The organism is Achromobacter sp. SX5, assembly GCF_056711425.1.
Map to the genome: position 1 here is coordinate 372,650 of NZ_CM160041.1, position 24,276 is coordinate 396,925.

A 24,276-nucleotide genomic window follows, 5' to 3' on the forward strand; every position below is an offset into this window, starting at 1 on the left:
TATCGTGAGCTTTGCGGAAAAGGCAAAGCTTGCTCAACCATTCCCCGTGGGCCTGGAGGTCGGACGTGCACGGCATCGCCTTGAAGTACTTTCTGGAGGTCGCCCAGGCGGGCAGCCTGAGCGGCGCTTCCGAGCGCCTGCACGTGGCGGTGTCGGCCATCAGCCGGCAGATCGCCAAGCTGGAGGAGGAGGCGGGGGCGCCGCTGTTCGAGCGCGCGGCCCGCGGCATGGTGCTGAGCGAGGCGGGGCGACTGCTGCTGGCGCACGCGCGGCGCACCATGCTGGAAGCCGATTCGGTGCTGCAGGAGATCGCCGCGCTCAAGGGCGTGGCGCGCAACGAGATCCGCGTGGCCTCGGTCGAGGGCGTGGCGCGCATTTTCCTGCCCTCGGTGATGGCGCGGTTTCGCCGCGACTGGCCGGACATCCGCTTCGACCTGCACGTGGGCTCGCCCGCCGAGGTCAGCCGCCGGGTGGTCGAAGGCAGCGCCGAGCTGGGCATGGCCTTCATCGCCGAGCGCATCGGCGGGGTCAGCGCGCGCTACTCGCGGCGCGCGCCGGTGCACGCGGTCATGGCGGCCGACCATCCCCTGGCCGGCCGCGCCAGCGTCAGCCTGCAGGACCTGAGCAAATACCCGCTGGCGCTGACCGGGCCGGGCACCACCACCCGCCAGCTGTTCGAAATGGGCTGCGCGCTGGAGTCGGTGCAGCTGGAGCCGGCGCTGACCTGCAATGATTCTTCGCCGTTGCACGGCTTCGTGTTCGGCTCCGACGCCATCATGCTCAGCGGCTATATCTCGGTGGCCTGGAGCCTGCGGCGCGACGAACTGATCGCCGTGCCGATCTCCAACGCCGAACTGCAGTCGCGCACCCTGCAGATCCAGGTCATGCCGGGCCGGGTGCTGCCACCGGCGGCCGAGGCCTTCGTGGCGCTGCTGTCGCAGGAACTGGACCGCGCGCTGCAAGGCAGCGCGGCCTAGCCAATAAAAAACGGCTGCCCGCGGGCAGCCGTTTTCAGGTTCGGACGGACCCGATTACTTCTTGTCGGGCGTGACCGAGGTGGCCAGCGTGTACTGGTCGCGGCGGCCTTCGTAGGTGATGCCCTTGCGGAAGGCCCAGATGCTGCTTTCGAAGTGCAGCGGGATCAGCGGCACGTTGTCCAGCGCGATCTGGGTGGACTGCTGCAGCAGCTGCTCGCGCTTGGGCGCGTCCACCGTCACGATGGCCTGCTTGTAGACCTTGTCGAACTCGGCGTTGCTGAAGCCGCCGTAGTTGCTGGTGCCCAGGCTCTTGGGCGAATCCAGCGAGGCCACCCACAGCTGGAACAGCGCCGAGGCCTCACCCGTTTCCGCCGGCCAGCCGCCCATCGAGAAGCTGAACTCGCGTTTGGCGCGCTTGGGGAAATAGATGGAAGCCGTCATGGCGTCCACGTTGGTCTTGATGCCGACGCGGGCCAGGTACTGGGCCACGGCCTGCGCCACCTGGCCGTCGTTGACGTAGCGGTCGTTGGTCGAGGACAGGGTCAGCTCGAAGCCGTTGGGGTAGCCGGCCTCGGCCAGCAGCTTCTTCGCGCCCTCGGGGTCGTACTTGATTTCCGGGGCCTTGGGCAGGGCGCCGAACATGCCGTCGGGCATGTACTGGTAGGCCGGGGTGGCCATGCCGTCCATGATGCGGGCGGTGATGGCCTTGCGGTCGATGGCCATCGAAATCGCCTTGCGTACGCGCAGGTCCTGCAGCGGGTTCTTGCCGTCGGCGCTCTTGACGAAGGGGCTGGGGTTGCGGGCGACGTCCGGCTGGAAGAACACCAGGCGGGTCGACGGCGTGGCCACGAAGCCGAACTTCGGATTGTCCTTCAGGCGCGGCAGGTCGCGCGCGGCCGGGTTTTCGATCATGTCGAAGTCGCCCGACAGCAGGCCGGTCAGGCGCGGGCCGGCCGAGGGCACCGGCACGAACTTCACTTCCTTCCAGTAGGGCTTGGGACCCCAGTAGTTCTCGTTGCGCACCAGCTCGATGCCGGTGCCCTTGACGTAGGACTTCAGGGTATACGGGCCGGTGCCGATGGCGTCCTTGCCGTTGTTGAAGTCGGCCACCGTGGGCCAGGCGCCGGTGACGCCGCAACCCTTCTTGGGATCGAACGTCAGCTTGCCGTGCTCGACGATGCCGTTCCAGATGATGGGCAGCGAGCGGGCCAGTTCGGCCGGCATCAGCGGGAACGGCTCGCCGGTCTTGATGATCACGGTGTGCGCGTCCGGCGTCTGCACGTCGGTGATGCGCTTGGTCATGTCCATGTAGGACTGCGACACGTTGGTTTCGTTGTTCAGCGTGCGGCAGATGGTGAACAGCACGTCCTCGGACGTGAACGGCTTGCCGTTGGAGAACTTGACGTCGTCGCGCAGCTTGAATTCCCAGGTATTGTCGTCCAGGGTCTTCCACGAGGTGGCCAGCGCCGGCACCAGCTTCATGTCGGCGCTGCGGCCCACCAGCGAACTGTAGACGTGCGCCGAGAACGCATCGTTCTGCGTCATCTTGTGATAGTGGGGGTCCGCCGAGGTGGGTTCGGCCGACAGGCCGATCTTCAGCGTCTGGGCCTGGGCGGCGGCCAAGGGAATGGCGGCGGCCGCAAGGGCCAGCGTGGTGCGCAACTTCATAGTGACAACTCCGGATGGGGAACGAACCGGATCGTGCTTGCGCGTAACCGCCTGCGCCGGCCGCGCAGGCGGGCCGCCCGCTGGGGAGCTCAGGGAGTTTTGGCGCCAGGCACGACGGCAAGGGGCCGATTATCGGTAGGGGCTTCGCGCGCTGTCAATCTGCAACGGCGATTGCGGCGCTAGGGAAAACGCCGAGAGGAAGGGGAGAGAGGGCGTCGCGGGGCCCCGGAATACGGGGCCGGCGCGGCGCGAAGGCGCTGCGGTGAGGGTCGCGGCGCCGAAGGCCGCCTGCCGATGTCCCGGCAGGCGGGGCGCGCCAGACTGATCGCGGGAGATCGATCGCGATTCAGGCCGGCGCGGCAGGGCTTACCACTGCGAGCCGGAGAAGCGCGAGCTGGCGGCGCGGGCCTTGTTCATCGAATCGTTCACTTCGTCGATGAAGGACAGCACGGCGGCAACGGCTCCGATCACGGCTTTGCCGGCCTTCTTCAGGCTGGTCAGCGGATGGGCATTCGGTTGGTTTTCGAGAGCGCCGCGGAGCAGGTCACGCTCCAGCGCGTCGGTCAGGCGGGCAGTGTGGTTCAGGGTCAGTTCGCTCATGGCTTTCTCCAGTCCGTTTCGTCATGGGGTAAACCATTATAGGGATAACCCTAGGATAAAAGCAACGAGTCTTTTAGGGTAAACCCCTAGTATGTTGTAAAAATGTTTATGCGGCAGGCACTTACGGGACATTTTCCCTGGGAAAGCGCCTTATCGGCCGCCGTTGCGCAGGCGGCGGGCGGCGTCGGCCAGCTCCCCCGCCGTCAGGCCGATGGGCCCGATGCCCGCGGCCACCAGGGCGTCGGCCGCCGCGCCGTGCAGCCAGACGGCGCCGGCCACGGCCTGCTCCAGCGGCAACTGCTGCGCGAGCAGCGCGCCCAGCATCCCGGCCAGCACGTCGCCGGTGCCGGCGGTGGCCAGCCCCGGGTTGCCGCTGGGGTTGGTCCGCAGCGCGCCTTGCGGCGAGCACACCACGGTGCCCGCGCCCTTGAGCACGATCCACGCGCCGTAGCGCCGGGCCAGCTCGCGGGCCGCGCCCGGCCGGTCCGCCTGGACGTCGGCGGTGCCGGCGCCCAGCAGGCGCGCCGCCTCGGCCGGATGGGGGGTGAGCACCACCGGGCCGGCGCCCCAGCCGGGCTGGATCTCGCCGCGCGCCAGCAGGTTCAGGGCGTCGGCGTCCAGCACCAGCGGCGCCTCGCGCCGCAATACGAACAGTTCGGACAGGATATTGGCGGCCAGCAGGCCGGTGCCGATGCCGCAGCCGGCCACCCAGGCGGTGACGCCCAGGTCCGCTTCCAGCAGCGAGCGGGCGTCGCGCAGCATCAGTTCGGGCTGCAGCGGGTCGCAGGCCAGCGGTGCGGCCTCCTGGGCGAAGCCGACCAGCACCTTGCCGGCGCCGGTTTTCAGCGCGGCGCGCGCGGCCAGCAGCGCCGCGCCGGTCATGCCCGGCCCGCCGCCCACCACGCCGACGGTGCCGAAACTGCCTTTGTGCGTGTCCGGGCCGCGTGGGGCGAACAGGGCGGGCAGGGCGGCCGGGTCGATCATGCCGCCGGGCGGCGGGGCGGAAGTGTTCATGGGCTGGGGCTCCGGACGGATTCGGCTTAAGGTAGATGCCGGTATCCACTATAGTGCGCCGCGACGGCCCGGCGCCCGGGAATAACGACATGGAGCAGACAATGACCGACATCACCCTCGAACACTATGCGGCCTACGAGGCCCTGAAGCTGCGCCGCCACCCGGGCGGCGTGCTGGAACTCATCATGGGCTCGCGCGGCGGCGTGCCGGGCAAGCTGTCCACGGCCGACGACCGCATGCACCGCGAACTGGCCGACATCTGGCGCGACATCGACACCGATCCGGACACCCGCGTGGTGGTGATCCGCGGCGAAGGCAAGGGCTTCTCGGGCGGCGGCGACCTGGACCTGGTGCAGCAGATGGCCGATGACTTCGACGTGCGCGCCCGCGTCTGGCGCGAGGCGCGCGACCTGGTCTACAACATCATCAACTGCAACAAGCCCATCGTGTCCGCCATGCACGGCGCAGCGGTGGGCGCGGGCCTGGTGGCGGGGCTGCTGGCCGATATTTCCATCGCCGCGCGCGACGCGCGCATCATCGACGGGCATACCCGCCTGGGCGTGACGGCCGGCGACCACGCCGCCATCGTCTGGCCGCTGCTGTGCGGCATGGCGCGCGCCAAGTACTACCTGATGCTGTGCGAAACCGTCACCGGCGAAGAGGCCGAGCGCATCGGCCTGGTGTCGCTGTGCGTGGACGAGGCCGAACTCATCGGCCGCGCCTTCGAGATCGCCAACCGGCTGGCGGCCGGCTCCCAGACCGCCATCCGCTGGACCAAGTACTCGCTGAACAACTGGCTGCGCATGGCCGGCCCCAGCTTCGATACCTCGCTGGCCCTGGAATTCATGGGCTTCGGCGGCCCCGACGTGCGCGAAGGCATCCAGTCCCTGCGCGAACGCCGGGCGCCGAACTTCCGGCCGGATTCGCCGTTTTGAGGGCGGGGGGCAGTCCTTCTATTTCTTGAAAAACCGCGCGAACGCGGCCTGCGCTTCTTCGGATTGCAGGCGCACGCGGAACTGCTGGGCTTCGTAATCCAGCGTTTCCTCGATGGCCTGGCGGTCCGGGCGGCGCAGCATGGCCTTGGTCAGGCGCAGGGCGGCCGGGGGCTGGCGCGCCAGGTCGGCGGCGGCGGCCTGGGCGGCCGCCAGCGCCTGTCCGGACGGGGTGACCGCGGTGGCCAGGCCGGCCTGGGCGGCGTCCTGCGCCGAGAACGCCTTGCCCTGCAGCAGCCATTCGGCGGCGCGGCGCGCGCCCGCCAGCCGCGGCAGCAGCAGGCTGGAGGCGCCTTCCGGGCACAGGCCCAGCGCCACGAACGGCATGCGCAGGCTGGCGCCTTCGCCGACGTAGACGAAATCGCAATGCTGCAGCAGCGTCACGCCGATACCGACGGCATGGCCCTCGACCGCGGCGATGACCGGCACGTCGGTCCCGATCAGGGCCCGCAGGAAGGTCATGCCGGCGCTGTCGCCGGCGCCGCGTTCGACCTGGAAGTCGCGCAGGTCGTTGCCGGCCGTGAAGTTGCCCCCCGCGCCGGTCAGGATCACGGCGGCCAGCGTCTGGTCGCCGCCCGCCAGCGTCAGCTGCTCGCTGAGCGCCGCGTAGGTGGCGACGTCGAGCGCGTTGCGGCGGTCGGGACGGTCTATGGTCAGCGTGAGGACGGCGCCGTCGCGCGCCACGTTGAGTCCCGCGCTCATGCGAAATCCCCGTCCGCCAGGCGCGTCTTGGCCTCGGCGTACTCGCGGCGCAGCGTGTCCACGATCTCGCGCGTGGGCAGCACGCTGGCGATGCCGCCCACGCCCTGGCCGGCGCCCCAGATGTCCTTCCAGGGCTTGACCCGGGTGCTGCCGAAGTTGGAGGCGCCGCTTTCCGGCGCCGGCAGGTTGGCCGGGTCCAGGCCGGCGGCGGCGATGCTGGCCTTCAGGTAGTTGCCCGGGATGCCGGTGAAGAACGGCGTGTAGAGGATGTCCGAGGCGCTGGCCTCGACGATGGCGGATTTGTAGCCGTCGCTGGCGTTGGCCTCTGCGCTGGCGATGAAGCGCGTGCCCATGTAGGCGAAGTCCGCGCCCATGGCCTGCGCGGCCAGCACGTGCGCGCCCGAGGTGATGGCGCCTGACAGGATCAGCGGGCCGTCGTAGAAGCGGCGCACTTCCGACACCAGCGCGAAGGGGCTGAGCGTGCCGGCATGGCCGCCCGCGCCCGCGCACACCAGGATGAGGCCGTCCACGCCGGCCTCCAGCGCCTTTTCGGCATGGCGCAGCGTGGTCACGTCGTGGAACACCTTGCCGCCCCAGTCGTGTATGCCCTTGACCAGGTCGCCGGGGGCGCGCAGGCTGGTGATCACGAGCGGCACCCGGTGGCTGGCGCACACCGCCAGGTCCTGGTCCAGCCGGTCGTTGGACTGGTGGATGATCTGGTTGACCGCGAACGGCGCCACCTTGGCGCCCGGATTGGCTTCGCGGTACGAGGCCAGCCCGGCCTGGACTTCGTCCAGCCAGTCGGTCAGCAGGCTTTGCGGGCGCGCGTTGAGCGCCGGAAACGCGCCCACGATGCCGCTGGTGCACTGCGCCACCACCAGCTTCGGATTGGACACGATGAACATGGGGGCGCAGATCACCGGCAGGGACATCTGGCCATACAAATCAGTCACGAGAGAGTGGGGCATAAGCGTCGTCGCGAAAAGAATTCCGAGGGCTTGAGCATTGCAGGCGGGTGTGCCTATAATTATCTACCGACCGTCCGGTAATTAATTAATCTTTATTAAACGGCATGCGCCGAAGCGCTGTCAATGGAGCCCGGTCCGGGCTTCCGCCAGCGCCGGCGCGGCCCTGAAAAGGCTGCCATGGCGACCTCCGCCCCTCCCGCCCAGAAACGCGCCCGCGCCGGCCGTCCGCCGTCCCTGGCGGCGCCGCGCGAACGCATCCTGGAAGAAGCCGCCAAGCTCTTCGCCCGCAGCGGCTATGACGGCAGCTCCGTGTCCGACCTGGCCGCCGCGCTGGGCGTGTCCAAGGCGGCGATCTATCACTACTACACCACCAAGCAGGACATCTACGACGCCATCATCCTGGCCGCGCTGAGCGGGCTGACGCAGGCCGTCGGCCAGGCGCTGGCCCGCGCCGACGGCGCCGGCGAGCGGCTGCGCGCCTTCATGCTGGCCCATGCGCGCTATTTCGAACAGCACCAGCCCGAATTCGTCACCATGCTGATCGGCTATTCCGGCATGGCGCTGGCCGAGCGCGAGGACGCCGCGCGCCTGCGCGACGGCTACGAGCAGCGCCTGCGCGAGGTCATCGCCCAGGGCGTGGCCGAAGGCGCGTTCCGGCCGCTGGACGTGCCCGCCGCCGGCCGCGCGGTGCTGTCGATGCTGAACTGGATGGTGCGCTGGTACAAGCCCGGCCAGGGCGAAACGGCGGAAGGCATCGCCGCCGGCTATTTCGATTTACTGATCGGCGGCATGCGCGCCGGAGCCCCGCCACACCTTTGAGACTTCCATCATGGCCCTCGACACCGAAACCCTGAACCTGTTGCTCGACGCGGTGCGCCGCTTCGTGCACGAACGCCTGATCCCCGCCGAAGAAGAACTGGCCGCCAGCGGCCAGGTGCCGCCCGACATCGTCGCGGAAATGCGCGACCTGGGCCTGTTCGGCCTGTCCATCTCGCCGGATTACGGCGGCCTGGGCCTGACCATGGAAGAGGAAGTGCGCGTGGTCTTCGAACTGGGCGAGACCTCGCCCGCGTTCCGCTCGCTGGCCGGCACCAACATCGGCATCGGCTCGCAGGCCATCGTGCTGGCCGGCACGGACGAACAGCGCCAGCGCTACCTGCCGCGGCTGGCCAGCGGCGAACTGATCGGCTCGTTCGCGCTGACCGAGCCGGACGCGGGCTCCGACGCGATGGCGCTGCGCCTGTCGGCGGTGCGCGACGGCGACGAGTACGTGCTCAACGGCACCAAGCGCTTCATCACCAACGCGCCCATCGCCGGCCTGTTCTCGGTCATGGCGCGCACCGCGCCCGAGCGCCGCGCCGGCTCGATCTCATGCTTCCTGGTCGAGGCCGGGGCGCCGGGCCTGTCGATCGGCAAGCCCGACAAGAAAATGGGCCAGGCCGGCGCGCTGACCAGCGACGTGGTGTTCGACAACTGCCGCGTGCCGGCCAGCGCGCTGCTGGGCGGCGAGGAAGGCAACGGCTTTCACACCTCGATGCGGGTGCTGGACAAGGGCCGCCTGCACATCTCGGCGCTGTGCGTGGGCATCGCCGAGCGGCTGCTGCGCGACGCCGTCAAGTACGCGCTGGAACGCAAGCAGTTCGGCCAGCCCATCGCCGAATTCCAGCTGATCCAGGCCATGATCGCCGACAGCCAGGCCGAGCTGTATGCCGCCCGCTGCATGGTGCTGGACGCCGCCCGCATGCGCGACCGCGGCGAGAACACCACCATGCAGGCCGCCTGCTGCAAGCTGTACGCCACCGAGATGGTGGGGCGCGTGGCCGACCGCGCGGTGCAGATCCACGGCGGCTCCGGCTACATGTCCGAATACGCGGTGGAGCGCTTCTACCGCGACGTGCGGCTGTTCCGCATCTTCGAGGGCACCTCGCAGATCCAGCAGCTGGTCATCGCCCGGGAAACGATCAAGGCGCATTCCTGAGCCTGCGTCCGGGCTAATATCCAGCTTGACCTACGTCGATCCGGCCCGGCTCGCGCGCCGCCGCGAGCCGGGCGTCCTCATTCTCTTCTAGCGAAAAGATTACCGATGTCGCAACGTCCCGCTCCCCTTACCGGCATACGTGTGCTCGACCTGACGCGCGTCCTGGCCGGCCCCTGGTGCACCCAGAATCTCGCCGACCTCGGCGCCGAGGTGATCAAGATCGAACGGCCCGGCTCGGGCGACGATACGCGCGCCTGGGGGCCTCCCTACCTGAAGGACGAGGCCGGCAACGACACCAGCGAGGCGGCCTACTACCTGTCGGCCAACCGCAACAAGCTGTCGGTGGCGCTGGACATCGCCTCGCCGCGCGGCGCCGAACTGGTGCGCGAACTGGCGCAGCAGTGCGACATCCTGGTGGAAAACTTCAAGGTCGGCGGCCTTTCCAAGTACGGCCTGGACTACGCCAGCCTCAAGGAAATCAATCCCCGCCTGATCTACTGCTCCATCACCGGCTTCGGCCAGAACGGCCCGTACGCCAGCCGTCCCGGCTACGACTTCATGATCCAGGGCATGGGCGGCCTGATGAGCATCACCGGCGAGCGCGACGACCTGCCCGGGGGCGGTCCGCAGAAGGCCGGCGTGGCCGTGGCCGACCTGATGACCGGCATGTATTCCACCGTGGGCATCCTGGCCGCGCTGCACGAACGCGCGCGCAGCGGCCTGGGCCAGCACATCGACATGGCGCTGCTGGACTGCCAGGTGGCGATGCTGGCCAACCAGAACCTCAACTACATGACCTCGGGCGTCGCGCCCCGGCGCGCCGGCAACGCGCACCAGAACCTGGTGCCGTACCAGGTGTTCGCGGCCAGCGACGGCCACCTCATCGTGGCGGTGGGCAACGACAGCCAGTTCCGCAACTACTGCGGCGTGATCGGCCTGCCCGAACTGTCGGCCGACCCGCGCTTCTCCACCAATCCGCAGCGCGTGAAGAACCGCGAGGAGCTGGTGCCGCTTCTGGCCGAGCGCATGGCCACCGGCGAACGCGACCACTGGCTCGCGGCCCTGGAAAGCGTGGGCGTGCCGGCCGGCCCGATCAACACGCTGGACCAGGTCTACGAAGACCCCCACGTGCTGGCGCGCGGCATGAAGCGCGAACTGCCCCATCCGGCCGCCGGCAAGGTGCCGATGGCGGCCAGCCCGCTGAAGTTCTCCGGCAGCCCGGTCGAATACCGCCGCCCGCCGCCCATGCTGGGCGAGCACACCGCGCAGGTGCTGTCCGAGCGGCTGGGGCTGTCGGCCGAAGAAATCGAGGCGCTGGCGCAGAGCCGGCCCTGAACCCAATTCCATATAGACCACAGGCAGGAGAGAGTTGATGACGGAGATTCAAACCATCGGCGTCGTGGGCGCCGGGGCCATGGGGCGCGGCATCGCGCAGATCGCGGCGCAGGCCGGCCTGCGCGTGCGCCTGTACGACACCAGCGCCGAGGCCGTGGCCAACGCGCGCGAGTCGCTGCGCCAGACCTGGGAAAAACTGGCCCAGAAGGGCAAGCTGAGCGCCGCCGATGCGCAGGCCGCGCTGGCGCGCGTGGAATCGGCCACCGCCCTGACCGACATGTCCAGCTGCCAGGTGGTGGTGGAAGCCATCGTCGAGCGCCTGGACGTCAAGCGCGACTTGTTCGCCGCGCTCGAAGGCGTGGTTTCCGAAGACTGCATCCTGGCCTCGAACACCTCGTCGCTGTCCATCACCGCCATCGCGGCCGCCTGCAAGCATCCGCGGCGCGTGGCCGGCTACCACTTCTTCAACCCGGTGGCGCTGATGAAGGTGGTCGAAGTCATCGACGGCCTGCGCAGCGCGCCCGAAGTCGGCGACACGCTGGCCGAGCTGGCGCGCCGCATGGGCCACACGCCGGTGCGCGCCAAGGACATGCCCGGCTTCATCGTCAACCACGCCGGGCGCGGTATGAACACCGAAGGCCTGCGCGTGGCGCAGGAGGCGGTGGCGTCCTTCGCCCAGGTCGACGCCGTGATGCGCGAACAGGCCGGTTTCCGCATGGGCCCGTTCGAGCTGCTGGACCTGACGGCGCTGGACGTGTCGCATCCCGTCATGGAGTCGATCTACCGCCAGTTCTTCGACGAGCCGCGCTTTCGCCCGTCGCCCATCACCACCGTGCGCCTGGCCGGCGGCCTGATCGGCCGCAAGGCCGGCGAGGGCTTCTACGTCTACGCCGACGGCCAGAAGCAGGTGCCGGCCGAGCCGCCGGTGCCGGCGCTGCCCGCCGACCTTAAGGTCTGGGTCAGCCCCAAGCATCCCGAAGGCTACGCGCGCGCCATCGCGCTGCTGGAAAAACTGGACGCCCGCCTGCTGAGCGGCTCCACGCCCGACGCCGACGCGCTGATCGTCGTCACGCCGTTCGGCGAGGACGTCTCCACCACGGTCTCGGCCCAGGGCCTGGACCCCGCGCGCACCGTCGGCCTGGACACGCTATACGCCTTCGACAGCGCCAAGCGCCGCACCATCATGGCCTCGCCGGCCACCGAAGAAAAATGGCGCGACGCCGCGCACGCGCTGCTGGCCGCCGACGGCGTGCCGGTCACGGTGATCGAGGATTCGCCCGGCTTCATCGCGCAGCGCATCGTGGCCATGATCGTCAACATCGCCAGCGACATCGCGCAGCAGAAAATCGCCACGCCGCAGGACATCGACCTGGCGGTGACGCTGGGCCTGGGCTATCCGACGGGCCCGCTGGCGCTGGGCGACAAGCTGGGCGCCGACCGCATCCTGGAAATCCTCAAGAGCATGCAACGCGTCACCGGCGACCCGCGCTACCGCCCCAGCCTGTGGCTGCAGCGCCGCGTGCAGCTGAACATGCCGCTGACGCAGGCGTAGGATGGGTGCAGCGCGAGAATCCTTAAGAAAGAACTCAAGTATCAAGCGCGCGTAACCCATCAGGCGGCGCCAGCCGCCGGGTTTCGCGGCCAGAGGCCAAACAGCGGCGTGCGACGAAAGGCGGCGGCTGGCGCCGCCTGATGGGTTTCGCGCGCTCGATATCGGGGTGCTTGGTCAAGGAACCTCGCGCTGCACCCATCCTACCCCGTCTACCCCGTCGCGGCACACACAAAAAAGCCCCTCGCGAGAGGGGCTTTTTCGTATCGGCCGCCGCTTACTTGGCGGCGTCGACCATGTACTGCACGGCCGCGCGGATGTCCTCTTCGGAGGCATCGGCCGCGCCGCCCTTGGGCGGCATGGGCGGCTTGCCCTGCATGGCGACCTTCACCATGGCGTCCATGCCGGTCTTGATGTAGGGCTCCCAGGCGGCCTTGTCGCCGAACTTGGGGGCATTGGCCACGCCGGTGGCATGGCAGGCGAAGCAGACGCTCTTGTACAGTTTTTCGCCGGCCGGGTTGACGGTGGCGGCGGCCTGCGGGGCGGCCGGGGCCGGCGCCTGCGCGGCCGGAGCCGGCGCCGCGGCGGGCGCGGGGGCCGCGGGCGCGGCGGCGGGAGCAGCGGCCGGTGCGGCGGCGGCTTCCTTCTTGTCGCCGCCCTCGGCCGGCGCTTCGGGTTCGGGCAGGGAGCCGCCCGACTTGTTGGCCATGTAGACCACGGCGCGCGCGACTTCGTAGTCGGAGAGGGCCGGGTTGCCGCCCTTGGCGGGCATGCCGCCCTTGCCGTGCAGGGCCACGTTCAGCATGGCGTCGTAGCCGGCCTTGATGAACGGCGCCCAGGCGCCGTTGTCGCCGACCTTGGGCGCGCCGGCGACGCCGGCGGTATGGCAGGCCGTACAGACGGCGGCGAAGACCTGTTCGCCGGTCTTGAAGACCTTGGGTGCGTTGGCGTCGACCAGTTCGAAGCCCGCGACCGGGGCGATGCGCCTGGCGACGGCTTCGTTGGACAGCGTGTCCGAGCCGGCGCCGACTTTATTGCCTGTGGCCACCATGTTCACCAGGAGGATGATGATGGCGATGGGAACCACGAAAGCCAGTACGACCGTGACGATCAGTTGCTTCGGGGTCTTGATGGGGGAGGAGTGCTCTTCTATGTGTTCCTGCTCGTTGCTCATGACCAAATCCTGCTAACGGGTACCGGGGGCGCCTGGCGGCGGCAACAGAAAATCAGTACTGCACAAAAGTCGGCGGCAATGACGGCCCGCCGTGCAAGCAAACGCTGGATTATATAACGGTGTCATAGACGCGGGGCCAGCGCAACCGCCGGGTTTTCGCTGAGTTTGCCGGCCGCTTTGATCCATTTCATGCAGGCTGGCGAAAACTGGGTACAATACCGCCTCCCTTGCGCTGCGCCCGTAGTTCAATGGATAGAATGAGAGTTTCCGAAGCTCTTGATACAGGTTCGATTCCTGTCGGGCGCGCCACAGCATCTGCGGCCAGCTTATTTCAGGCCCGCGCCGGGGCCTCATCCCGGGCCCGTTCTCAGGCGCGCACATCCCCACCTTTGGCAAGAACTGCCGTCATGTCCTGCTCGTACCGATAACCGTCGCGCAGGCTCATATCCTCGATCGTATTGAGCGTGTGCTTGGCGAGCCTGGTCGCCGCCGGGCGCTTGGACGCGATGGTGGCGGCCATGGCCAGGGCCGCCGGCAGCAGTTCGCCGGGCGCCGTGCAGGCCTCGACGATGCCCAGCCGGTACAGCTCGGGCCCCGGGACGCGTTCGCCGGTCAGCATCATGCGGCGCGTGCGCGAATGGCCGAACAGCCGCATGGCATGGCGTCCGCCGCCCATCGCGCCGACGTCGATCTCTGGCAGGCCCAGCACGGTGTTGTCGCAGGCCAGCAGGATGTCGCACGAAGCCGCGATGGCCAGGCCGGCGCCCAGCGCCGGTCCGTTGATCGCCGCGATGACGGGTTTGGCGCATTCGCGGATCGCATGAAAGCACTCGCGGGTGCGTCGGGAGTGGGCGATCAGGCCGCCCAGGCCGGCCGTGTTCTCGGCGCGGCGCTTCAGGTCGGCGCCGGCGCAGAATACCTTGCCCGCGCCGGTGAGCACCACGACGCGCACGTCGTCGACATCCGAAAGCATGTCCAGCGCCCGGGTCAGCTCATCGTTGAGGTCGCGGCTCAGCGCATTGACCGGCGGATTGTCCAGGGTCAGGGTGGCGATGTGATCCTGCACGTGCAACTGCAGTTGGGAAAAGCCGTCCATCGAAAGGCCTCATCGGTTGCGCATTATGATATGTGGCGCCCTGCTTCCAAACGGGCCGCCTTTGGGAATTTCGACATGCCTACACTGATTCCAGCCGCTGCTCGCACGCTGGCCGCCTTTGAGATCTTCGCGCGTGAGAAACGCGAACTGTCCAACTCGGAGATGGCGCGCATGCTGTCGCTGGCCGAAAGCAGTTGCTCGGACCTGATGAACACGCTGCACACGCTGGGCTATCTGATGCGCGCGCCCCGCAGCCGCCGCTTCTACCCGACCGCGCGCCTGTACGAAATTGCCCGCCAGATCGCCGAGAACGACCCGCTGACGCGTTCGGCCAAGGAAGCCGTCCAGCAACTGGTCGAGACCACCAACGAGAGCGCGTTCTTCGGCGTGATGGACCGCTCCGCCGTCAAGGTGGTGGCGGCGCAGCCCAGCCGCCGGCCGCTGCGCTATATCGTCAACGTGGGCGACCGGATCGCGCTGCATGCATCGGCCATCGGCAAGGCCTTGCTGGCCGAATTGCCGGACGACGAGATGCAGGCGCAGATCCAGCAGATCAAATTCAAGCCCTTCACGCCCGACACGATCACCAGCGCCAAGAAACTGCAGGCCGACCTGGCCCAGGGGCGCAAGCAGGGCTGGTATGAGTCCCGCGGGGAAGGCGCCGAAGGCGTGACCGCGCTGGCCGTGACCGGCACGCTGGGCGACCAGCCGGTGGCCTTGTCGCTGGCCGGCCCTGCCGAACGCGTCGAGAAGCATCGCAAGGCCTATCTGCAGGCCTTGTTCGAGGTGCGCGACTCGCTGCAGGCCTGACGCGGCTTTCATGGTCGCTGCGCCGGCCACTGGAACGGCGGGCCCTTCTTGTCGAAGAAGCGCTGCAGCGCCATGGTGTGGTAGTCGGTGCTCATCGCCACGCCCTGGCCGTCGCTTTCCAGCATCAGCATGGTTTGCAGGTCGCTGCGCAGCGAGACGTTGAGCGCGCGCTTGGTGATGCTCAGCGCCACCGGCGAGGCCTCGGCCAGGCAGCGCGCGATGGCCCGGGCCCGCTCCTGCACCTGCGAGGCCGGATGCGTTTCCAGCACCAGCCCCATGGCGCGCGCCTCGGCCGCGCCGAACTCGCGCGCCGAGAACAGCAGTTCCTTGGCCCGCTGCACGCCCACCAGGCGCGGCAGCGTGTAGAACGTCCCGAAGTCCGCCACCGCGCCCAGGCGTCCGAAGGCCATGCAGAAGCGGGCGTCGTCGGCGGCCAGCACCAGGTCGGCGGTCATGGCCAGGCCGAGGCCGGCGCCATAGGCCACGCCCTCCACCGCCGCGATCACCGGCCGGTCGAACTCCACCAGGCTGGCCACCACGTCGTGCAGGTCGACCAGCCGCTGGCGGCGGCCGGGCGCAGTCGCCTCGCCGGCCGCCGCGCTGTTGCGCAAGGCGTTCAGGTCGCCGCCGGAACAGAAGTTGCCGCCGGCGCCCGTCAGGACCAGCACCTTCAGTTCGCGTTCCTGGCGCAGCGCGCGCAGCAGCTCGCGCAGGGAACTGCGCATGGGGATATCGATGGCGTTCTTGTATTGCGGCCGATCCAGGGTGATGGTGCCCACACCATCCGACATCTCGTACTGCAGGCCTTCGTACATGGCGTTCGTCCTCGTGGTTAACGACGTTCAACGTCGGGGGAAGTCAGTATCAGGGCGTCGAGCACCCAGGCGCCTTCGCCGGGCGGGCCGACCCAGACGGGGTTGAACTCGGCTTCGCGCAGCTCGGGACGCCCCGACACGAATTCCGAGATGCGCAGCACCAGCTGCACGAAGGCTTCGGCGTCGATGGGCGGCAGATTGCGGAACGCGCCCAGATAGGCGCGGTGCTTCAGCCCGGCCAGCATGTCGCGCACGTCGGCGGCCTGGATCGGCAGCACCCGGTGCGCCACGTCCTTGAGCAGTTCGACGAATATGCCGCCCAGGCCGACGGTGACGACATGCCCGTACATGGGATCGGCGCGGACGGTGATCAGCATTTCGCGCCCGCCGTCATGGAACATTTTTTCCACCAGCACCCCGTCTATCGTGGCGTCCGGGCGGCGCGCGCCGGCCTGCCGCACCAGCGCCTCGTAGGCTTCGGCAGCGTCGCCGGCCGAACCGACGCCCAAGCGCACGCCGCCCACTTCCGTCTTGTGCGGGATCTGCGCGCTGGCGATCTTGAGGACGACGGGAAAGCCGATGGCCTGCGCCGCCTCGGCCGCTTCGGCGGCCGAGCGGCTCAGCCTGCCCTGCGGCACTGGGATGCTGGCCTCGCGCAGCATCGCCTTGGCGGCGCTCTCGGTGCAGGCCACGGCTTGCGCCGCCGCGGGTTCCGCGCAAGCCGGCCCGGCCGGAGCGGCGTCCAGGCCGGAAAGCAGGCCGCGCGGCATGACCTTGCGCAAGGCCGCCAGGGCCGTGGTCAAGGACAGGAAGGGAGCCAGCCCCTGGCTTTCCAGGCGCTCGAAGCCGGTGCCCAGGCGCCGGCTCATCCAGACCGGCAAGATGGGCTTGGCGGCGTCGGCGGCCGCATCGACGATGGCCCGCGCGATTCCATCGGTCAGCTCGGCATAGTCCGCCGGGATCGGGACGACCACGGCGCCCACGGCCGGGTCGTCGGCCACCGCGCGCAGGCAGGCAGCCAGGCCGTCGATGCTCTTGAGGGCTTCGGCGGTGACGTCCACCGGGTTGGAGATGGCCGCATAGTCGGGCAGGCTGGTCCGCAGATGCTCGGTGGTGGCCGGCGAGAACTGCGCCAGGCGCAGGCCCTGCAGCCCGATCTGGTCCGCGGCCATCGCGGCCGCGCCGCCCGAGAAGGTCACCACCGCCAGGTCTGCCGAGGCCGGGAGGCGGCCGCCGTCGGCCAGGCGCGCCAGGGCCACCAGCTCGTCCATGTCATGGGCTTCGATCGCGCCGAACTGCGCGAACATGGCGCTGTTGACGTCGGCCGCGCCGGTGATCGAGCCCGTATGCGACTGGGCCGCGCGCATGCCGTACTCCGACCGGCCGATCTTCAGGATCACCACCGGCTTGCCGCGCGAGCGCGCCAGTTCCAGCGCGGCGACTAGGCGGCGGCCGTCCTTTATTCCTTCGAGCAGAACGGCGATCACGCGCACGCCGGGGTCGTTGGCCATGTGGGCGATGAAGTCCGGCGCGCCCAGGTCGACCTCGTTGCCCGCCGACAGCCACATTGCCGCGCCGGCTCCGTACGACAGCCCCTGGACCACGTTGCGGCCCGCGCCGCCGCCCTGGGTGACGATGCCTATCGTGCCGACGTTCCTGTCGGACTTGAAGGCCGGCGAGATCGTCATGCCCATGCGATCGCGGAAGTTCGACAGGCCGGGACAGTTCGGGCCGTAGACCCGCAGCCCCGTCTGCCTGCACAGGTCCGCGATCTCCTGTTGCAGCGCCTGGCCCTCGGGCCCGGCTTCGGCGAAACCCGACGACATGACCACGGCGAATGGGATCCCGCGCGCGGCGCAGTCGCGCAAGGCGTCCATCACGTGGGCCGCCCTCAGGATGATCAAGGCCACGTCGATGTCCGCGTCCGGCAGGGCGGCGATCGACGGCCAGCAGCGGAAGGGGCCGTCGCCGCGCATGGGCGGATTGACCACGAACAGTTCGCCCTCCAGGCGCGAATGCGCGGACAGGTTCTCCAGCAGGCGGGCGCCTTCGCTGTTTGGGCGCTGGGAGCCCAGTACCACAACCACATTGCGAGGCCGCACCAGTCTCGCCAGATCGGGAAATTCGCAGGTCGTTGAAGTCATTTGATTTCCGTGGTGTCGTAGGTATTTACGAAATTCTGCAAATAATTCTACACTAGGTCGTAGTGATGTACGAAATATCGTACGAATATCGTGCGCATAACCAAAGGAGACGCATCATGAGGCTATTGATGGCCGCCGTACTGGCATGGTCCTGCGCGGGCGGCATTGCCCCTGCGCAAGCGCAGCAGTCTCAAACCTATCCCGCCAAGCCGGTCACCCTGCTGGTCGGCTTCGCCGCCGGAGGAGGGACCGACCTGCTGGCGCGGCACTACGCCAAGCGCCTTGCGGAGAAGCTGGGCCAGTCTTTCGTGGTCGAGAACAAGACCGGCGCGGGCGGCGCCATCGCGGTACAGGCCACGGCCAACGCCCGGCCCGACGGCTACACGCTGATGTTAGGCACCACCGGCATAGCCGTCGACACCGCGCTGGGCAAGACGACTTATCAATGGGAACGCGATCTCGCGCCGATCGCCATGCTGGGATACGCCAGCAACGTGCTGGTGGTGGCGCAGCGCTCGCCGGTCCGTTCGGTGGCGGACCTGATCGCCGAGGCCAAGCGCAGGCACGTCACTTTCGGTTCGCCCGGCGTGACCTCGTCCATGCACATGACCGGCGAACTGTTCAAGCAGATGGCCGGCATGCGGATGACGCACGTTCCCTACCGGGGCGCGCCGCCGGCCGAGCAAGCCTTGCTGGCGGGAGACGTCGACGTGCTGTTCGACAACATGGCGGGCGCAATGGCGTTCATCGAGGCGGGCAAGTTCCGGCCCATCGCGGTCAGCAGCGCCACGCGCAACGCCGACCTGCCCGAAGTGCCCACCATAAGCGAAGCCGGCCTCAAGGGTTTCGAAACCACGGGCACGTTCTTCCTGATGGCGCCGGCCGGCACGCCGCCCGACGTCATCGCCAGGCTGGCGGCGGAGGTCGACGACATCACTAAGGAAGAAGCGACACAGGCCTTTCTGAAGCGTCTGCATATCGTGCCGCTGACCGGCGGCGCGCAAGCGGTTTCTGCATTCATGCAGGCCGAGGTGGCCAAGTGGAAGAAGGTGGTCACGGCCCCGGAATTCGAACAAGCCAAATAGGAGACCCACGTCATGGATTTCGCTCTGGACCCGACCCAAACGGCGCTGCAGGATTCGCTCAGGCGCTATCTCGAATCCGAGGTCGCGCCGCTGGTGGATGAGTACGAGGCGGCCAAGACGCCGGTGCCGCGCGCCGTCGTGGCCGCCATGCGCGACTATGGCCTGATCGGCGGCCTGCTGCCCGAGGAGGAGGGCGGCTTCGGCCTGTCGATGCTCACGTATGGCACGCTGGTCGCCGAGGTCGCCCGGGTGTGGCCGTCGCTGCGCGGCATGCTCAGCGTGAGCAACCTGGCGGCGTCGGTGCTGGCCGGCGCCGGCAGTCCGGCGCTGCGCGCCAAGTACCTGCCGCGCATCCTGGAAGGCCAGGCGATCTGCTGCTTCGCCTTGAGCGAACCCGGCATCGGGTCCGACGCGGCCAATGTGCAGACGCGCGCCGAACGCACCGCGTCCGGCGGCTGGCGCATCAACGGACGCAAGATCTACATCACCAACGGACCCATCTGCGACCTGGGCATCGTGTTCGTGCGCACGGTCTCGGACGACGGCGTGGCCGGCGTGTCGTGCCTGGCGTTCGAAAGCGCCATGCCGGGTTTCTCGTGCACGCCGCTGGGAAAGATGGGCATGCACTGCTGCCCGCTGGGCGAGCTGCTGTTCGAGGACGTCGAGGTCCCGGCCGAAAACCTGATCGGCGAACCCGGGCAGGCGTTCTCGATCGCGAAGAAGTACCTGAACATCGGCCGCTCGGTGGTGGCATTCTCGGCGCTGGGCATCGCCGAATCCTCGCTCGAAGCGGCGGTGCGCTTCGCCCGCGACCGCGTGCAGTTCGGGCGGCCCATCGGTTCGTTCCAGCTGGTGCAGCAGATGGTGGCCGACATGATGACCATGGTCGAGACCTCGCGGCTGCTGGCGCACCGCTCGGCCGACGCGCTGGACCGCAACGCGCCCGACAACACCACCCTGTGCGCCATGGCCAAGCGCCATGCCAGCGACGCGGCGCTGCGCGTGGCCGAGACGGCGCTGCAGGTGCATGGCGGCGCCGGCTACACCTCGCTGTTTCCGGTCGAGCGCCACTACCGCGATGCGCGCCACCTGAGCATCGGGGAAGGCACCAACCAGATCATCGGCATGCTGATCGCGCAGAGCGCGCTCGGCCTTTCCGCACTTCGCTAGGCATTCCTGTCCGTCCGAGAAGATCATGCTCAAGAAACCCAGCCGACGCCATACTCTTCGCGCCGCGATGCGCGCCCTGCTTGCCGCGGGGCTGATCGCCGCCGCCCCAGCCCTGGCCGTGCAGGGCGCGTCCGACTATCCGGCCAGGACGGTGCGCCTGATCGTGCCGTTCGCGGCGGGCGGATTCTCGGATTCCTTGTCCCGCCTGATCGGCAATGCGCTGTCCGAGCAATGGGGCCAACCTGTCGTGGTGGAAAACCGCGCCGGCGCCAACGGCGTGATCGGCACCACGGCGGCGGCGCGCGCCCCGGCCGACGGCTATACTCTGCTGGTCACGCTGGACTCGCACGTCAGCAACAACTTCCTGGTGAAGTCGCTGCCCTACGACACGGTGCGGGACTTCGCGCCCGTCGTCTTCCTGGGCGCCGCGCCCATGGTGCTGCTGGCCAATCCCGGCTTCGAGGCCGACAGCGTGGCCGACGTGGTGCGCATCGCCAAAGCGCGGCCCAACTCGATCAACTACGGTTCGCTCGGCTCGGGCAGCCAGATCCACATGGCCGCGCGCATGCTGGAGACCGCCGCCGACATCCGCATGACGCCGGTGCCGTACAAGGGCGGCGGCCCCGCCGTCACCGACCTGATGGCCGGGCATATCCAGCTGCTGTTCGCGTCCATCACCTCGTCGCTGCCCATCGTGCAGCAAAAGCGCGCCAAGGCGCTGGCGGTGGTCTTTCCCAAGCGGCTGGCGGCGCTGCCCGACGTGCCCACCATGGCCGAGCAGGGCTATCCCTCGGTGGAGAAGGTGGGCTTCTGGTTCGGCATCATGGCCCCGGCCGGGACGCCCGCGCCCATCATCGAAAAGCTGCGGACCAGCGTGCTGGACGCGGCGGCGCGTCCCGACGTGGCCGCGCGGCTGGCCGAAATGGGACTGCAAATCCAGCCGATGGGGCCTGCCGAATTCGGCGATTTCGTCAAATCCGAGCTGGCCCGCTGGGCCGAACTCGTGCGGCGCGAAAACATACAGCCGCAGTAGCCCGGCAGCGCGCAAGCAAAGGCCGCGGCGTCCGCAGGGGCGCCGCGGCCTTTTGCGGACCTCAATCGCGCGGTCCTGCGGCGTCGCGCCAGACGGCGCCCGACCCATGCTCGTCCAGGACCGCAAGGATTTCGCGCGTGTGCTGGCCGGCGCGCGGCACCGGCCCCGGTTCGGCGCGCGCCCCGTCGAAGCGCGGCGCGGGCGCGGCCTGCAGGAAGCCGTCGCGCTCGAAGTAGATGTCGCGCGCGCGGTTGTGCGGGTCGAGCGCGGCCTCGCCGGGTTCCAGCACCGGCACGACGCAGGCGTCGCTGCCCTCGAACACGGCCCACCATTCGGCGCGGCTGCGGCGCTCGAAAAGCGCCTGCAGGCGTTCCTTGCGGCGGGGCCATCGAGACCTGTCCCATTGATCGGCGAACTCCGGGTCGCCGGCCAGTTCCAGGCGTTCGAGCAGTAGCGCATAGAACTGGGGCTCGATGGCGCCGACCGTGATGAAGCCGCCGTCCGCGCAGCGATAGCTGGCGTAGAACGGCGCCGCGTTCGGCAGGCTCCGGCTGCGTTCGGCGGCGATGATGCCCTTGGCCCGGGCGGCCAGCAGCAATTGCTGGGAGTGGGCCGATCCGTCGACGATGGCCGCGTCCACCTCGCAGCCCTGGCCGCTGCGGCGGGCCTTGAGCACGCCGGCAAGTATGCCTATGGACAGGTACAGCGCGCCGCCGGCGATATCGCCCACCACCGAGAACGGCGTGACCGGCACGGCGTCGGCCGGCCCGGCGTTCCAGAGCGCGCCGGACAAGGCGATGTAGTTGGCGTCATGTCCGGCCATCTGCGCCATCGGCCCGCTCTGGCCCCAGCCCGTCATGCGGCCGTACACCAGGCGCGGGTTGCGCGCGCGGCACGCTTGCGGTCCCAGCCCGAGGCGTTCGGCCACGCCGGGGCGCATGGCCTCGATCAGCACGTCGGCGTGTTCGACCAGGCGCAGCAGCGTGTCGCGGCCCTCGTCGGTCTTGAGATCCAGCGCGATGGCGCGCTTGCCGCGCTGGATGCTGGTTTCGTATCCCAGGCTGCCGGCGCGGCCGTCGGGCCGCTGCACGGTGATCACGTCCGCGCCCAGGTCGGCCAGGTGCATGGCGCAGAACGGGCCGGGCCCGATTCCCGCGATCTCGATCACCCGCACGCCCTCCAGCACATTGCCGCGGACGGGTTTCTGCTTGTCTCGGTTCATATGCATACGGCCTCGTCAGTCCAGTGCGATGACGGCTTCGCCGACGATTTTCTCGGCGCCGTGCTGGTCTGCGCAACGCAGCGCCAGGCGCACGCGCCGTTCTCCGCCTTCCTCCATCTTCTCGACGACTTCGCCGGTGCAGGTCGGCTCGGCATATAGCTGCATGATGCCGGTAAAGCGCAAGGCCAGGCTGCGGATGCGCTGCTGCGGCACCCAGTTGGTCAGCATGCGGCCCACATAGGCCGCCGACAGCATGCCGTGCGCGAAGACATCGTCCACGCCGGCGCTGCGCGCATAGTCCAGGTCGATATGCATGGGGTGATGGTCGGCCGACGCGCCGGCGTACAGGGCCAGCGTCTTGCGCGAGATCGGCGGCAGTTTCAGGGTAGGCAGCCGGTCGCCGGCCGCCAGCTTGTCGAAGCTGGGAAGAGTCATGGTCGTTCCTTCAGGCGTTGCGTTGCACGACGATGGAGCGCAGGTCGGCGATGTGCCGGCCGTGCTGGTTGGTCACCCGCGTGTCCTTGACCAGGAAATCGAGCGCGCCGCCTTTCTTCTGGTAGACGTCGGCAATCGTCAGGTCGAACGTCAGGGTGTCGCCCGCGTAAGCCATGGCGTGGTAGGTGAAACGCTGCTCGCCGTGCAGGATGCGGCTTTCCTCCAACCGCGTCAGGCGGGCGGTGCCGATGGAGTCGAACGCGTCGATCTCCAGGCAGAACAGAAAGGTGGGCGGCACCGGCAGGGCGGGGTGTCCCGCCGCCCGCGCGGCGGCTTCGTCCAGATAGACGGGATCGGTCTCGCCGATCACTTTGGCGAAAAAGCGCAGGCGGCCGGGCTCGACGGCGATGCTGCGCGTGCCGAGGGATTGGCCGATCAGGTTCTTATCAAGCAAGGGAGTCTCCTTGGGTGGCGGACATGCCGGATGCTGCGGGAATCAACTGGCCCGGGCGCCAGTGCGTTCGATGATGGATTTCCACTTGACGCGTTCGGTCCGGATCATTTCCTCGAACTTCTCGCCGCCGACCGGCAGCGGCGCGCCGCCCATCTGGGTCAGCGCGTCGATCACCGCCGGGTCCTGGAGCGCGCGCGCCACTTCGGCCTGCCAGCGCTCGACGATGGGCTTGGGGGTGTTGGCGGGGAAGAACAGGCCTATCCATGACATCGACTGGGCCTTGGGGTAGCCGGCTTCGGCGATGGTCGGAACGTCGGGCAGCAGCGCCAGCCGGGCGGCGCCGGTGGTGGCCAGGGCGCGCAGCTTGCCGCTGCGGATATGCCCCAGCGTGGTCGCGGGATAGTCGAACGAGGCGTCGACCTGGCCGCCCAGCAGATCGTTGATCGCCGGCGGGCTGCCGCGATAGGGCACGTGCGTGAACTGCACGCCCGCCACCGTCTGGAACAGTTCCGCCGCCAGATGGGAGCCCGTGCCGTTGCCCGCATTGGCCACGGTAATGCGTCCCGGGTTGCGCGCCGCGTACTCCGCCATTTCCTTGACCGTGCGGTACGGACGATCGGCGTTGACCACCAGCACGTTGGGCAGCGCGATCACGGCGTGCACGGCCGTGAAGTCCTTCGCCGGATCGAAGCTGAGGGACTTGTAGAGGTACTGGTTGGTGGCCTGGGTTCCCTGCGTTCCCATCAGCAGGGTGTAGCCGTCGGGCCTGGCCTTGGCGACGTGCTCGGCGGCCGGATTGCCGCCCGCGCCCGGCCGGTTCTCGATCACCACAGGCTGGCCCAGGCGCTGCGCGACCTTGCTGCCGATCAGGCGGCTGACCTGGTCGGTGATGCCTCCCGCGGGGCCGGCCGAAACAATGGTCATCGCGCGAGCCGGATAGGTGTCGGCATGCGCGGGCGCGACGGCCGCCGTACACCCCAGCGCCAGCAGCAGCGCAACCCGTCCCAGACCCGTAGCCGACCGGCGGCCGCCATTCTGAATGTTCATGGGTGTCT

23 protein-coding genes and 1 tRNA gene are annotated in these 24,276 nt (G+C 68.9%); 11 read left to right on the forward strand and 13 right to left on the reverse strand.

Going from position 1 to position 24,276, the window contains the following annotated elements; genetic code table 11:
* The first annotated feature begins 65 nt into the window (after positions 1-65).
* On the forward strand, positions 66-977 hold the full coding sequence (locus tag AC1M14_RS01760) for a LysR substrate-binding domain-containing protein (RefSeq protein WP_209164720.1): 912 nt from the start codon (positions 66-68) through the stop codon (positions 975-977).
* A gap of 54 nt (positions 978-1,031) precedes the next feature.
* On the opposite strand, the gene AC1M14_RS01765 is transcribed toward AC1M14_RS01760, so the two are convergent.
* The 3 genes from AC1M14_RS01765 to AC1M14_RS01775 form a co-directional block, all read right to left on the reverse strand.
* Positions 1,032-2,645, reverse strand: coding sequence for an ABC transporter substrate-binding protein (locus AC1M14_RS01765; protein ID WP_111826087.1), 1,614 nt, complete (start codon positions 2,643-2,645; stop codon positions 1,032-1,034).
* 366 nt (positions 2,646-3,011) lie between these two features.
* Positions 3,012-3,245, reverse strand: coding sequence for a hypothetical protein (locus AC1M14_RS01770; protein ID WP_102773220.1), 234 nt, complete (start codon positions 3,243-3,245; stop codon positions 3,012-3,014).
* A gap of 150 nt (positions 3,246-3,395) precedes the next feature.
* Complete coding sequence (locus tag AC1M14_RS01775; RefSeq protein WP_479730841.1) at positions 3,396-4,259, reverse strand: NAD(P)H-hydrate dehydratase; 864 nt, start codon at positions 4,257-4,259, stop codon at positions 3,396-3,398.
* A gap of 101 nt (positions 4,260-4,360) precedes the next feature.
* On the opposite strand from AC1M14_RS01775, the gene AC1M14_RS01780 reads away from it, so the two are divergent.
* A complete protein-coding gene (locus AC1M14_RS01780; protein WP_111826086.1) occupies positions 4,361-5,194 on the forward strand; it encodes an enoyl-CoA hydratase/isomerase family protein in 834 nt (277 codons plus the stop codon).
* 18 nt (positions 5,195-5,212) lie between these two features.
* Here the strand turns inward: AC1M14_RS01780 and AC1M14_RS01785 are convergent, their stop codons facing one another.
* Both AC1M14_RS01785 and AC1M14_RS01790 read right to left on the reverse strand, forming a co-directional pair.
* Positions 5,213-5,953: an enoyl-CoA hydratase-related protein gene (locus tag AC1M14_RS01785; protein WP_102773223.1), complete on the reverse strand. Its 741-nt coding sequence runs from the start codon at positions 5,951-5,953 to the stop codon at positions 5,213-5,215.
* A complete protein-coding gene (locus AC1M14_RS01790) occupies positions 5,950-6,921 on the reverse strand; it encodes an NAD(P)H-dependent flavin oxidoreductase (RefSeq protein ID WP_479730842.1) in 972 nt (323 codons plus the stop codon). Before AC1M14_RS01790 ends, AC1M14_RS01785 begins: the two co-directional genes overlap by 4 nt.
* 177 nt (positions 6,922-7,098) lie before the next feature.
* Here AC1M14_RS01790 and AC1M14_RS01795 point away from each other — a divergent pair, with 177 nt between their 5' ends.
* From AC1M14_RS01795 to AC1M14_RS01810, 4 genes are all read left to right on the forward strand, one after another.
* The gene (locus AC1M14_RS01795; protein WP_479730843.1) at positions 7,099-7,740 is read left to right on the forward strand and encodes a TetR/AcrR family transcriptional regulator; all 642 of its coding nucleotides are present in this window, start codon (positions 7,099-7,101) and stop codon (positions 7,738-7,740) included.
* A gap of 10 nt (positions 7,741-7,750) precedes the next feature.
* The gene (locus AC1M14_RS01800) at positions 7,751-8,899 is read left to right on the forward strand and encodes an acyl-CoA dehydrogenase family protein (RefSeq protein WP_479730844.1); all 1,149 of its coding nucleotides are present in this window, start codon (positions 7,751-7,753) and stop codon (positions 8,897-8,899) included.
* A gap of 105 nt (positions 8,900-9,004) precedes the next feature.
* Entirely contained in the window at positions 9,005-10,234 is a 1,230-nt protein-coding gene (locus AC1M14_RS01805; protein WP_102773227.1) for a CaiB/BaiF CoA transferase family protein, read from the forward strand.
* A 37-nt stretch (positions 10,235-10,271) separates the two neighbouring features.
* Entirely contained in the window at positions 10,272-11,786 is a 1,515-nt protein-coding gene (locus AC1M14_RS01810; RefSeq protein WP_479730845.1) for a 3-hydroxyacyl-CoA dehydrogenase, read from the forward strand.
* A gap of 274 nt (positions 11,787-12,060) precedes the next feature.
* On the opposite strand, the gene AC1M14_RS01815 is transcribed toward AC1M14_RS01810, so the two are convergent.
* Positions 12,061-12,957, reverse strand: coding sequence for a c-type cytochrome (locus AC1M14_RS01815; RefSeq protein WP_479730846.1), 897 nt, complete (start codon positions 12,955-12,957; stop codon positions 12,061-12,063).
* Positions 12,958-13,191: 234 nt separating this feature from the next.
* Here AC1M14_RS01815 and AC1M14_RS01820 point away from each other — a divergent pair.
* Positions 13,192-13,266: transfer RNA gene (locus AC1M14_RS01820), tRNA-Arg, on the forward strand.
* Between the two features lie 58 nt (positions 13,267-13,324).
* Here the strand turns inward: AC1M14_RS01820 and AC1M14_RS01825 are convergent.
* Positions 13,325-14,053, reverse strand: coding sequence for an enoyl-CoA hydratase/isomerase family protein (locus AC1M14_RS01825; protein ID WP_102773229.1), 729 nt, complete (start codon positions 14,051-14,053; stop codon positions 13,325-13,327).
* A 75-nt stretch (positions 14,054-14,128) separates the two neighbouring features.
* On the opposite strand from AC1M14_RS01825, the gene AC1M14_RS01830 reads away from it, so the two are divergent.
* Entirely contained in the window at positions 14,129-14,863 is a 735-nt protein-coding gene (locus AC1M14_RS01830; protein ID WP_102773230.1) for an IclR family transcriptional regulator, read from the forward strand.
* 8 nt (positions 14,864-14,871) lie between these two features.
* Here AC1M14_RS01830 and AC1M14_RS01835 read toward each other — a convergent pair whose 3' ends face one another.
* Together AC1M14_RS01835 and AC1M14_RS01840 are read right to left on the reverse strand one after the other, a co-directional pair.
* Complete coding sequence (locus tag AC1M14_RS01835; protein ID WP_102773231.1) at positions 14,872-15,678, reverse strand: enoyl-CoA hydratase/isomerase family protein; 807 nt, start codon at positions 15,676-15,678, stop codon at positions 14,872-14,874.
* 17 nt (positions 15,679-15,695) lie between these two features.
* Positions 15,696-17,822 (reverse strand): acetate--CoA ligase family protein, encoded by a 2,127-nt coding sequence (locus tag AC1M14_RS01840; protein WP_479730847.1) that lies wholly within the window; start codon positions 17,820-17,822, stop codon positions 15,696-15,698.
* A 116-nt stretch (positions 17,823-17,938) separates the two neighbouring features.
* On the opposite strand from AC1M14_RS01840, the gene AC1M14_RS01845 reads away from it, so the two are divergent.
* From AC1M14_RS01845 to AC1M14_RS01855, 3 genes are read left to right on the forward strand one after another with little or no spacing between them, the layout of a single operon-like run.
* Positions 17,939-18,907: a Bug family tripartite tricarboxylate transporter substrate binding protein gene (locus AC1M14_RS01845; RefSeq protein ID WP_479730848.1), complete on the forward strand. Its 969-nt coding sequence runs from the start codon at positions 17,939-17,941 to the stop codon at positions 18,905-18,907.
* 12 nt (positions 18,908-18,919) lie between these two features.
* The gene (locus AC1M14_RS01850; RefSeq protein ID WP_111826080.1) at positions 18,920-20,077 is read left to right on the forward strand and encodes an acyl-CoA dehydrogenase family protein; all 1,158 of its coding nucleotides are present in this window, start codon (positions 18,920-18,922) and stop codon (positions 20,075-20,077) included.
* 25 nt (positions 20,078-20,102) lie between these two features.
* The gene (locus tag AC1M14_RS01855) at positions 20,103-21,110 is read left to right on the forward strand and encodes a tripartite tricarboxylate transporter substrate binding protein (protein ID WP_479730849.1); all 1,008 of its coding nucleotides are present in this window, start codon (positions 20,103-20,105) and stop codon (positions 21,108-21,110) included.
* Positions 21,111-21,171: 61 nt separating this feature from the next.
* Here the strand turns inward: AC1M14_RS01855 and AC1M14_RS01860 are convergent, their stop codons facing one another.
* The 4 genes from AC1M14_RS01860 to AC1M14_RS01875 are packed head-to-tail and all read right to left on the reverse strand — an operon-like array spanning position 21,172 to position 24,268.
* Positions 21,172-22,338 (reverse strand): CaiB/BaiF CoA transferase family protein, encoded by a 1,167-nt coding sequence (locus AC1M14_RS01860; RefSeq protein WP_479730850.1) that lies wholly within the window; start codon positions 22,336-22,338, stop codon positions 21,172-21,174.
* 9 nt (positions 22,339-22,347) lie between these two features.
* A complete protein-coding gene (locus AC1M14_RS01865; protein WP_479730851.1) occupies positions 22,348-22,767 on the reverse strand; it encodes a MaoC/PaaZ C-terminal domain-containing protein in 420 nt (139 codons plus the stop codon).
* Positions 22,768-22,777: 10 nt separating this feature from the next.
* Complete coding sequence (locus AC1M14_RS01870) at positions 22,778-23,221, reverse strand: MaoC family dehydratase N-terminal domain-containing protein (RefSeq protein ID WP_102773237.1); 444 nt, start codon at positions 23,219-23,221, stop codon at positions 22,778-22,780.
* 42 nt (positions 23,222-23,263) lie between these two features.
* Positions 23,264-24,268, reverse strand: coding sequence for a Bug family tripartite tricarboxylate transporter substrate binding protein (locus AC1M14_RS01875; RefSeq protein WP_479730852.1), 1,005 nt, complete (start codon positions 24,266-24,268; stop codon positions 23,264-23,266).
* Positions 24,269-24,276 lie beyond the last annotated feature (8 nt).

Coding starts and splice junctions, on each gene's coding strand:
- AC1M14_RS01875 (WP_479730852.1), bottom strand. CDS start 24,268: ATGAACATTCAGAATGGCGGCCGCCGGTCGGCTACGGGTCTGGGACGG.
- AC1M14_RS01815 (WP_479730846.1), bottom strand. CDS start 12,957: ATGAGCAACGAGCAGGAACACATAGAAGAGCACTCCTCCCCCATCAAG.
- AC1M14_RS01770 (WP_102773220.1), bottom strand. CDS start 3,245: ATGAGCGAACTGACCCTGAACCACACTGCCCGCCTGACCGACGCGCTG.
- AC1M14_RS01805 (WP_102773227.1), top strand. CDS start 9,005: ATGTCGCAACGTCCCGCTCCCCTTACCGGCATACGTGTGCTCGACCTG.
- AC1M14_RS01775 (WP_479730841.1), bottom strand. CDS start 4,259: ATGAACACTTCCGCCCCGCCGCCCGGCGGCATGATCGACCCGGCCGCC.
- AC1M14_RS01800 (WP_479730844.1), top strand. CDS start 7,751: ATGGCCCTCGACACCGAAACCCTGAACCTGTTGCTCGACGCGGTGCGC.
- AC1M14_RS01790 (WP_479730842.1), bottom strand. CDS start 6,921: ATGCCCCACTCTCTCGTGACTGATTTGTATGGCCAGATGTCCCTGCCG.
- AC1M14_RS01855 (WP_479730849.1), top strand. CDS start 20,103: ATGCTCAAGAAACCCAGCCGACGCCATACTCTTCGCGCCGCGATGCGC.
- AC1M14_RS01780 (WP_111826086.1), top strand. CDS start 4,361: ATGACCGACATCACCCTCGAACACTATGCGGCCTACGAGGCCCTGAAG.
- AC1M14_RS01835 (WP_102773231.1), bottom strand. CDS start 15,678: ATGTACGAAGGCCTGCAGTACGAGATGTCGGATGGTGTGGGCACCATC.
- AC1M14_RS01845 (WP_479730848.1), top strand. CDS start 17,939: ATGAGGCTATTGATGGCCGCCGTACTGGCATGGTCCTGCGCGGGCGGC.
- AC1M14_RS01860 (WP_479730850.1), bottom strand. CDS start 22,338: ATGCATATGAACCGAGACAAGCAGAAACCCGTCCGCGGCAATGTGCTG.
- AC1M14_RS01865 (WP_479730851.1), bottom strand. CDS start 22,767: ATGACTCTTCCCAGCTTCGACAAGCTGGCGGCCGGCGACCGGCTGCCT.
- AC1M14_RS01850 (WP_111826080.1), top strand. CDS start 18,920: ATGGATTTCGCTCTGGACCCGACCCAAACGGCGCTGCAGGATTCGCTC.
- AC1M14_RS01810 (WP_479730845.1), top strand. CDS start 10,272: ATGACGGAGATTCAAACCATCGGCGTCGTGGGCGCCGGGGCCATGGGG.
- AC1M14_RS01825 (WP_102773229.1), bottom strand. CDS start 14,053: ATGGACGGCTTTTCCCAACTGCAGTTGCACGTGCAGGATCACATCGCC.
- AC1M14_RS01795 (WP_479730843.1), top strand. CDS start 7,099: ATGGCGACCTCCGCCCCTCCCGCCCAGAAACGCGCCCGCGCCGGCCGT.
- AC1M14_RS01785 (WP_102773223.1), bottom strand. CDS start 5,953: ATGAGCGCGGGACTCAACGTGGCGCGCGACGGCGCCGTCCTCACGCTG.
- AC1M14_RS01765 (WP_111826087.1), bottom strand. CDS start 2,645: ATGAAGTTGCGCACCACGCTGGCCCTTGCGGCCGCCGCCATTCCCTTG.
- AC1M14_RS01830 (WP_102773230.1), top strand. CDS start 14,129: ATGCCTACACTGATTCCAGCCGCTGCTCGCACGCTGGCCGCCTTTGAG.
- AC1M14_RS01840 (WP_479730847.1), bottom strand. CDS start 17,822: ATGACTTCAACGACCTGCGAATTTCCCGATCTGGCGAGACTGGTGCGG.